This window comes from Kluyvera sp. 142486 (assembly GCF_046569695.1).
GTDB lineage: Bacteria > Pseudomonadota > Gammaproteobacteria > Enterobacterales > Enterobacteriaceae > Kluyvera.
In genome coordinates this window covers 149,470-156,622 of record NZ_JBKHUI010000013.1, presented here as the reverse complement: position 1 = coordinate 156,622, position 7,153 = coordinate 149,470, and the positions used below count along the sequence as shown (strand labels likewise).

The window sequence follows — 7,153 nt, the reverse complement described above, 5'->3', positions numbered from 1 at the left end:
AGAGAATAATCACGTTGGGTGCGTTTGAACTCAGTCATCATCACGTTCTCCGGATTTAAGTCAGGAACGTGTCAACGCTATTCAGGACGGGTCACAGGCATAAAAAAAGCCGGAGACGCAACGCGCTCCGGCTTTTTATTATCACCCTCACTTACGGGCGATTATCGTCTTTATTATCCAGCTGGTCAGGACGCTCGTCCTTACGCTGATACTCACCGTCAAACGTCTGCCCGCTCGTGGTACCGCCCGCAAACCCGCCGCCCGGCATCCGATTAAAGTGCAGGTATGGCATCAGCTTCACGGTGAGGTGTTTCTGCACCGGCGGCAGCAACAGCACCAGACCTAAGAAGTCGGTAAAAAAGCCTGGCAACAGCAGCAGCAAACCGGCGAGGATCAGCGACACGCTTTTGATCATCTCGGCTGCCGGGCTTTCGCCCGCCTGCATTTTTTCCTGCATCAGCATCAGGTTTTTGAAGCCCTGATTGCGCACCAGCGACATGCCGATAACGGAGGTAAAAATGACCAGCACTAACGTCAGCAGGACGCCAAACACATGGGCGACCTGGATAAAAATCGATATCTCAATGTAAACATAGAGAAAAATGGCAATTAACGGTATCCAGCGCACTGGCATCTCCTGTTCGAAAAATCACGCGGTTCGCGCGTTTGCAGCGATTAACGTCCCGCTGCACTACTTTTAAATGGTGGTGATTCGCCGCATTTCAATCAGCGTGCATCCATATTTTTGTCAACAATGGTCAAGCGGTGACTCATTTCACAAATAAATAATTCTTATCCGTTCCGTCTGATAATAAGTGATCCAGATTACTGCAATCCGCTATTATCAGCATATCATCATAGACACTGGGCCGATTAAGGAAATAATCTGCGGTCATAAAACGCATAACCATTCTGATTATGCGTATTTGGTGAAATCATTGGCAGCTCGCAAATAGAAGGTTCACATGCTAAACAACATTCGTATCGAAGAAGATCTGTTGGGTACCAGGGAAGTTCCGGCTGACGCTTACTACGGCGTTCATACTCTGAGAGCGATTGAAAACTTTTACATCAGCAATAGCAAAATCAGCGACATCCCGGAATTTGTTCGTGGGATGGTGATGGTGAAAAAAGCAGCGGCCCTGGCGAACAAAGAACTGCAAACAATCCCTAAAGGCGTGGCGAATGCCATTATTGCTGCCTGTGATGAAGTCCTGAATAACGGCAAATGCATGGATCAGTTCCCGGTAGACGTTTACCAGGGCGGTGCAGGCACCTCCGTTAACATGAACACCAACGAGGTACTGGCGAACATCGGCCTGGAGCTGATGGGCCACCAGAAAGGCGAATACCAGTACCTGAACCCGAACGACCACGTCAACAAATGCCAGTCCACCAACGATGCCTACCCAACCGGTTTCCGCATCGCGGTGTACACCTCTATTCTGAAGCTGATTGATGCGATTAATCAGCTGGGCGAAGGCTTCCAGCGCAAAGCAGCGGAATTCCAGGACATCCTGAAGATGGGTCGTACCCAGCTGCAGGACGCGGTCCCGATGACTCTGGGCCAGGAGTTCCACGCGTTCAACGTGCTGCTGACCGAAGAGACCAAAAACCTGCTACGCACCGCAGAACTGCTGCTGGAAGTGAACCTCGGCGCGACCGCTATCGGTACCCGCCTGAACACCCCAGACGGCTATCAGCAGCTGGCAGTTCAGAAGCTGGCGGAAGTCAGTAACCTGGCGGTGGTTCCGGCGGAAGACCTGATTGAAGCGACCTCCGACTGCGGCGCTTACGTGATGGTGCACAGCTCGCTGAAACGCCTGGCGGTGAAAATGTCGAAGATCTGTAATGACCTTCGCCTGCTCTCCTCCGGCCCACGCGCTGGCCTGAACGAAATCAACCTGCCGGAACTGCAGGCGGGCTCGTCCATCATGCCAGCCAAAGTCAACCCGGTGGTGCCAGAAGTGGTAAACCAGGTGTGCTTCAAGGTTATCGGCAACGACACCACCGTCACTATGGCTTCTGAAGCCGGTCAGCTGCAGCTGAACGTGATGGAGCCAGTGATTGGTCAGGCGCTGTTTGAGTCTATCCACATCCTGACTAACGCCTGCTACAACCTGCTGGAAAAATGCATCGACGGCATCACCGCGAACAAAGAAGTGTGCGAAAGCTACGTCTATAACTCGATTGGTATCGTCACCTACCTCAACCCGTTCATCGGCCACCACAACGGCGACATCGTCGGTAAAATTTGTGCCGAAACCGGTAAGAGCGTGCGTGAAGTGGTGCTGGAGCGCGGCCTGCTGACGGAGGCGGAGCTGGACGATATCTTCTCCCCACAAAACCTGATGCATCCGGCCTATAAAGCGAAGCGCTATACCGATGAAAGCGAACAGTAGTCTTTCTGACTAATAAACTGAGGCATGTCATGATGACATGCCTTTTTTGTTTCTATAATTCACGAAAACACAACAATTACATATCAACTTGTTAAACAAGGAAGGCTACTATGTTTGGAGCAGAACTGGTCATTGTGCTTCTTGCCATTTATCTGGGGGCAAGACTTGGCGGCATTGGCATCGGCTTCGCCGGCGGTTTCGGCGTGCTGGTGCTGACGCTCATTTTTCAAATTAAACCCGGCGCGATACCCTTTGACGTTATTGAAATCATCATGGCGGTTATCGCCGCGATAGCCGCGATGCAAATCGCCGGCGGGATGGATTACCTCGTCAGCCTGGCCGAGCGACTGCTCCGCCGTCACCCCAAATACATCACCTTCTTAGCGCCGCTGGTCACCTGGTTTATGACCATCCTGGCGGGCACCGGGCACACCGCGTTCTCTACGCTGCCGGTGATCACCGAAGTCGCTAAAGAGCAGGGTATCCGCCCTTCTCGTCCACTTTCTATTGCCGTGGTGGCCTCGCAGATTGCGATTACCGCCTCGCCAATCTCTGCGGCAGTCGTGTTCTTCGCGGGTATCCTTGAACCGATGGGTGTGAGCTATCTGACGCTGCTGGCTATCTGTATTCCGGTCACGCTGATTGCTGTCATGCTCACCGCGGTTGTCTGTAACTTCCTCGGCTGCGAGCTGAAAGATGACCCGGTGTATCAGGAGCGTCTGGCAAAAGGCGAAGTGCGCCTGCGCGGCAGCAAAGTGTTTGAGCTGAAGCCGCATGCCAAGCGCTCCGTCCTGCTTTTCCTGATTGGTATCGTGGCGGTAATGTTCTACGCCACCGCCATCAGCGACACCGTCGGGCTGATTCAGAACCCGGTACTGCCGCGCAACGAAGCGATTGTGGTGTTCATGCTGACCATCGCCACGCTGATTTGCATCACCTGTAAAGTCGATACCGGCGAGATCCTCAACGCCAGCACCTTTAAGTCCGGCATGAGCGCCTGCGTGTGTGTACTGGGCGTCGCGTGGCTGGGCGATACCTTCGTCAAAGCGCATATTGCCGACATTCAGGCCATCGCGGGCGACCTGCTGAACAACTACCCGTGGCTGCTGGCAGTGGTGCTGTTCTTTGCTGCTACCCTACTGTACTCCCAGGCGGCGACCACCAAAGCGCTGATGCCTGCGGCGCTGATGCTCGGCGTCACCCCATTAACAGCCATTGCCTCTTTTGCGGCGGTCTCCGCACTGTTCGTGCTGCCAACCTACCCAACGCTGCTGGCGGCGGTAGAGATGGATGACACTGGCTCCACCCGTATCGGCAAATACGTGTTTAACCACGCCTTCCTGATCCCGGGCGTTATCGCCATTACTCTGTGCGTGATCCTTGGTTTCATCTTCGGCGGCCTGATGCTCTAATCCGCTGTAAAAATCGTTAAAGTCGGGCCGCTCTGCGGCCCGATTCACTCAACCCCCTTTCCCCGCCGTGCTATAGTGCCTCTTTTCATCGATACGAGGTTTGCAATGAGTACTCCCGACGCTGTTGTGGTTCTCTGTACTGCTCCTGATGAAGCTACCGCCCAGGACCTGGCGGCGAAAGTGCTGGCGGAAAAGCTGGCGGCCTGCGCCACGCTATTGCCTGGTGCCACCTCGCTCTACTACTGGGAGGGGAAACTCGAACAGGAGTATGAAGTGCAGATGCTGCTGAAAACCGACCACGCGCACCAGCAGGCGCTGCTCGACTGTCTGAAGGCTCACCACCCGTATCAAACGCCCGAACTTCTGGTTTTACCCGTTACTCACGCAGATACCGATTACCTCTCATGGCTCAACGCTTCCTTACGCTGATTCTGCTGCTGTGCAGCACCTCGACCTTTGCCGGGCTGTTTGACGCGCCCGGCCGCACTAATTTTGTTCCTGCCGATCAGGCTTTCGTTTTTGATTTTCAGCAAAACCAGCACGATGTGAACCTCACCTGGCAGGTGAAAGACGGCTACTACCTCTACCGCAAGCAGGTGCTGGTGACCCCAGCCAACGCCAGCATCGCCCCGCTCAAGATGCCCAACGGCGAGTGGCATAGCGACGAGTTCTACGGCAAAAGCGAAATCTATCGCCACAGCCTGACCGTACCGGTGACGCTGACCCAGGCCAACGCAGGCGCGACGCTCACCGTCACCTACCAGGGCTGCGCCGACGCGGGCTTCTGCTACCCGCCGGAAACCAAAACCGTACCATTGAGCGCGGTCGCGCAAGCCGCGCAGACTCCTCCCCCTCTCCCCTCCGGGGAGAGAGCCGGGGTGAGGGGCAACCCCAGCGCGGACTTACCCTTCTCCGCCCTCTGGGCCCTATTAATCGGCATCGGCATCGCCTTCACCCCCTGCGTCCTGCCGATGTACCCGCTGATCTCCGGTATCGTCCTCGGCGGTAAACAGCGCCTCTCCACCGCCCGCGCGCTGCTGCTGGCCTTTATCTATGTGCAAGGCATGGCGCTCACCTACACCGCACTCGGCCTGGTGGTGGCCGCCGCCGGGATGCAGTTCCAGGCGGCGCTTCAACATCCGTACGTGCTGATTGGCCTGTCGGCGGTGTTTATCCTGCTGGCACTGTCGATGTTTGGTGCCTTCTCGCTGCAATTGCCGTCGTCGCTACAGACCCGCCTCACCCTGATGAGCAACCGCCAGCAGGGCGGCTCGATGGGCGGCGTATTTGCGATGGGCGCGATTGCCGGGCTTATCTGCTCGCCGTGCACCACCGCGCCGCTCAGCGCCATTCTGCTGTACATCGCCCAAAGCGGTAATCTGTGGCTCGGCGGCGGTACGCTGTACCTCTACGCGCTGGGGATGGGTCTGCCGCTGATTCTGGTGACAGTATTCGGCAACCGCCTGCTGCCGAAAAGCGGGCCGTGGATGGCGCACGTCAAAACTGCCTTTGGCTTTGTGATCCTCGCCCTGCCGGTGTTCCTGCTGGAACGTATTATTGGCGACGTCTGGGGGCTGCGGCTGTGGTCGATGCTCGGCGTGGCGTTCTTCGGCTGGGCGTTTATCACCAGCCTCGGTTTGAAAAAGCCGTGGCAGCGCATCGGGCAAATACTCCTGCTCACCGCCGCGTTGATTAGCGTGCGCCCGCTTCAGGATTGGGCCTTTGGCACCACCGTGGCGCAGAGCCAATCGCACCTCAACTTTACCCGCATCAGCAACGTTGAGACGCTGAACGCGGCACTGGCCAGCGCTCAGGGTAAGCCGGTGATGCTCGACCTTTACGCCGACTGGTGCGTGGCCTGCAAAGAGTTTGAGAAGTACACCTTCAGCGACCCGCAGGTACAGCAGGCGCTGCAAAACACCGTACTGCTACAGGCGGACGTGACCGCCAACAGCGCCGAGGACGTGGCGCTGCTAAAACATTTACAGGTTCTGGGCCTGCCAACCATTCTCTTCTTTGATGAGAACGGCAACGAACAGCCCGCACTACGGGTCACCGGCTTCAAGGATGCCGCCGCGTTCCGCGCACATTTGCGCGATCGCCAACCGTAGACAACACTTTTAGACGGATAGCCGTCAACGGAGGAGAGACACGTGCAACGCGAAGACGTACTAGGAGAAGCCCTACAGCTCCTTGAGCAAGAAGGGATTGCGAGCACCACGCTGGAGATGGTTGCCGAACGCGTAGACCGCCCGCTGGACGAACTGCGCCGTTTCTGGCCAGACAGCGAAGCGCTGCTGTATGACGCGCTGCGCTACCTGAGTCAGCAGGTGGAGACCTGGCGTCGCCAGTTGATGCTCAACGAAGAGCTGACCCCCGAGCAAAAACTGCTGGCCCGCTACACTGCGCTGACCGAATGCGTGACGAAAAATCGCTACCCCGGCTGCCTGTTTATCGCCGCCTGTACCTTCTACCCGGAGGCAGACCACCCGATTCACCAGCTCGCCGAGCAGCAAAAGCAGGCCGCCTATGCGTACAGCCATGAGCTGCTGACCCAGCTGGAAGTGGACGACCCAGCGATGGTCGCCAAACAGATGCAGCTGGTGCTGGAAGGCTGCCTGAGCCGCATGCTGGTCAGCCGCAGCCAGGCCGACGTGGACACCGCGCACCGTCTTGCCGAAGACATCCTGCGCTTTGCCCAGTGCCGCCAGAACGGCGCGCTGACCTAAGCCAGCATCCCCGCCCACGCGGAGACCAGCAGGCACAGCGCCATCAGCCGCTGAAACCGCACCATCGCCACGGTGGTGCGGAACACCCGATTCACCGCCTTCCCCAGCCACGCCCAGCACATCAGACACGCTACCGAGATCAGTAAAAACCATAGCGCCATCAGCGCCACTTCACGCAGCGCATGCTCGCCCGCCGGAGCAAACAGGCTGACAACCGCCAGCGCCATCATCCAGGTTTTCGGGTTTATCACCTGCAACAGCGCTGCCGCTTTAGCGGTAAAGCGATGATGTGACTGCCCGGCAATATTCGCCGCCGGCGCGCAGAACAGCTGCCAGCTCATCCACGTCAGCCACAGCACGCCCGCCCAGCTCATCACCAGGCGCACCAGCGGATACTGACGCAGCACTTCCCCCGCGCCCGCGCCGGATACCAGCACAATCGCGCTCGCCGCCGCGCAACCGCTGACCAGCGCTGGAATAGTCGCCCGCACGCCATAGTGCTGGCTATTGGTCAGAACAAGGATATTGGTCGGCCCCGGCGTTATCGACGCAACGAAGGCAAACAGCAGAAACGGCATGATATTCACAGGTGACTCCTTATTATTAGAGT

General features: G+C 57.2%; 7 protein-coding genes. 5 read left to right on the top strand and 2 right to left on the bottom strand.

What is annotated here, in order from left to right:
* Nucleotides 1–151 precede the first annotated feature (151 nt).
* Nucleotides 152–628, bottom strand: a complete 477-nt coding sequence (locus ACLGE8_RS15590; RefSeq protein ID WP_410999768.1) for an FxsA family protein — start codon at nt 626–628, stop codon at nt 152–154.
* A 337-nt stretch (nt 629–965) separates the two neighbouring features.
* On the opposite strand from ACLGE8_RS15590, the gene aspA reads away from it, so the two are divergent.
* The 5 genes from aspA to ACLGE8_RS15565 all read left to right on the top strand — a co-directional run bounded on the left by aspA (nt 966) and on the right by ACLGE8_RS15565 (nt 6,543).
* Nucleotides 966–2,402: an aspartate ammonia-lyase gene (gene aspA, locus ACLGE8_RS15585; protein WP_035894237.1), complete on the top strand. Its 1,437-nt coding sequence runs from the start codon at nt 966–968 to the stop codon at nt 2,400–2,402.
* A 110-nt stretch (nt 2,403–2,512) separates the two neighbouring features.
* Nucleotides 2,513–3,814 (top strand): anaerobic C4-dicarboxylate transporter, encoded by a 1,302-nt coding sequence (locus tag ACLGE8_RS15580; RefSeq protein ID WP_410999766.1) that lies wholly within the window; start codon nt 2,513–2,515, stop codon nt 3,812–3,814.
* A gap of 105 nt (nt 3,815–3,919) precedes the next feature.
* A complete protein-coding gene (cutA, locus tag ACLGE8_RS15575) occupies nt 3,920–4,243 on the top strand; it encodes a divalent cation tolerance protein CutA (protein ID WP_035894239.1) in 324 nt (107 codons plus the stop codon).
* Nucleotides 4,219–5,925, top strand: a complete 1,707-nt coding sequence (locus ACLGE8_RS15570) for a protein-disulfide reductase DsbD (protein WP_410999764.1) — start codon at nt 4,219–4,221, stop codon at nt 5,923–5,925. The genes cutA and ACLGE8_RS15570 overlap by 25 nt, the downstream gene beginning before the upstream one ends.
* 42 nt (nt 5,926–5,967) lie before the next feature.
* Nucleotides 5,968–6,543 (top strand): transcriptional regulator, encoded by a 576-nt coding sequence (locus ACLGE8_RS15565; protein ID WP_185669286.1) that lies wholly within the window; start codon nt 5,968–5,970, stop codon nt 6,541–6,543.
* Here the strand turns inward: ACLGE8_RS15565 and ACLGE8_RS15560 are convergent.
* Nucleotides 6,540–7,130, bottom strand: coding sequence for a LysE family translocator (locus tag ACLGE8_RS15560; protein ID WP_410999762.1), 591 nt, complete (start codon nt 7,128–7,130; stop codon nt 6,540–6,542). The genes ACLGE8_RS15565 and ACLGE8_RS15560 overlap by 4 nt on opposite strands.
* Nucleotides 7,131–7,153 lie beyond the last annotated feature (23 nt).

What these genes read in the sequence shown, in the direction of transcription:
- aspA (WP_035894237.1), top strand. Translation starts at nt 966, where the DNA reads ATGCTAAACAACATTCGTATCGAAGAAGATCTGTTGGGTACCAGGGAA.
- ACLGE8_RS15580 (WP_410999766.1), top strand. Translation starts at nt 2,513, where the DNA reads ATGTTTGGAGCAGAACTGGTCATTGTGCTTCTTGCCATTTATCTGGGG.
- cutA (WP_035894239.1), top strand. Translation starts at nt 3,920, where the DNA reads ATGAGTACTCCCGACGCTGTTGTGGTTCTCTGTACTGCTCCTGATGAA.
- ACLGE8_RS15570 (WP_410999764.1), top strand. Translation starts at nt 4,219, where the DNA reads ATGGCTCAACGCTTCCTTACGCTGATTCTGCTGCTGTGCAGCACCTCG.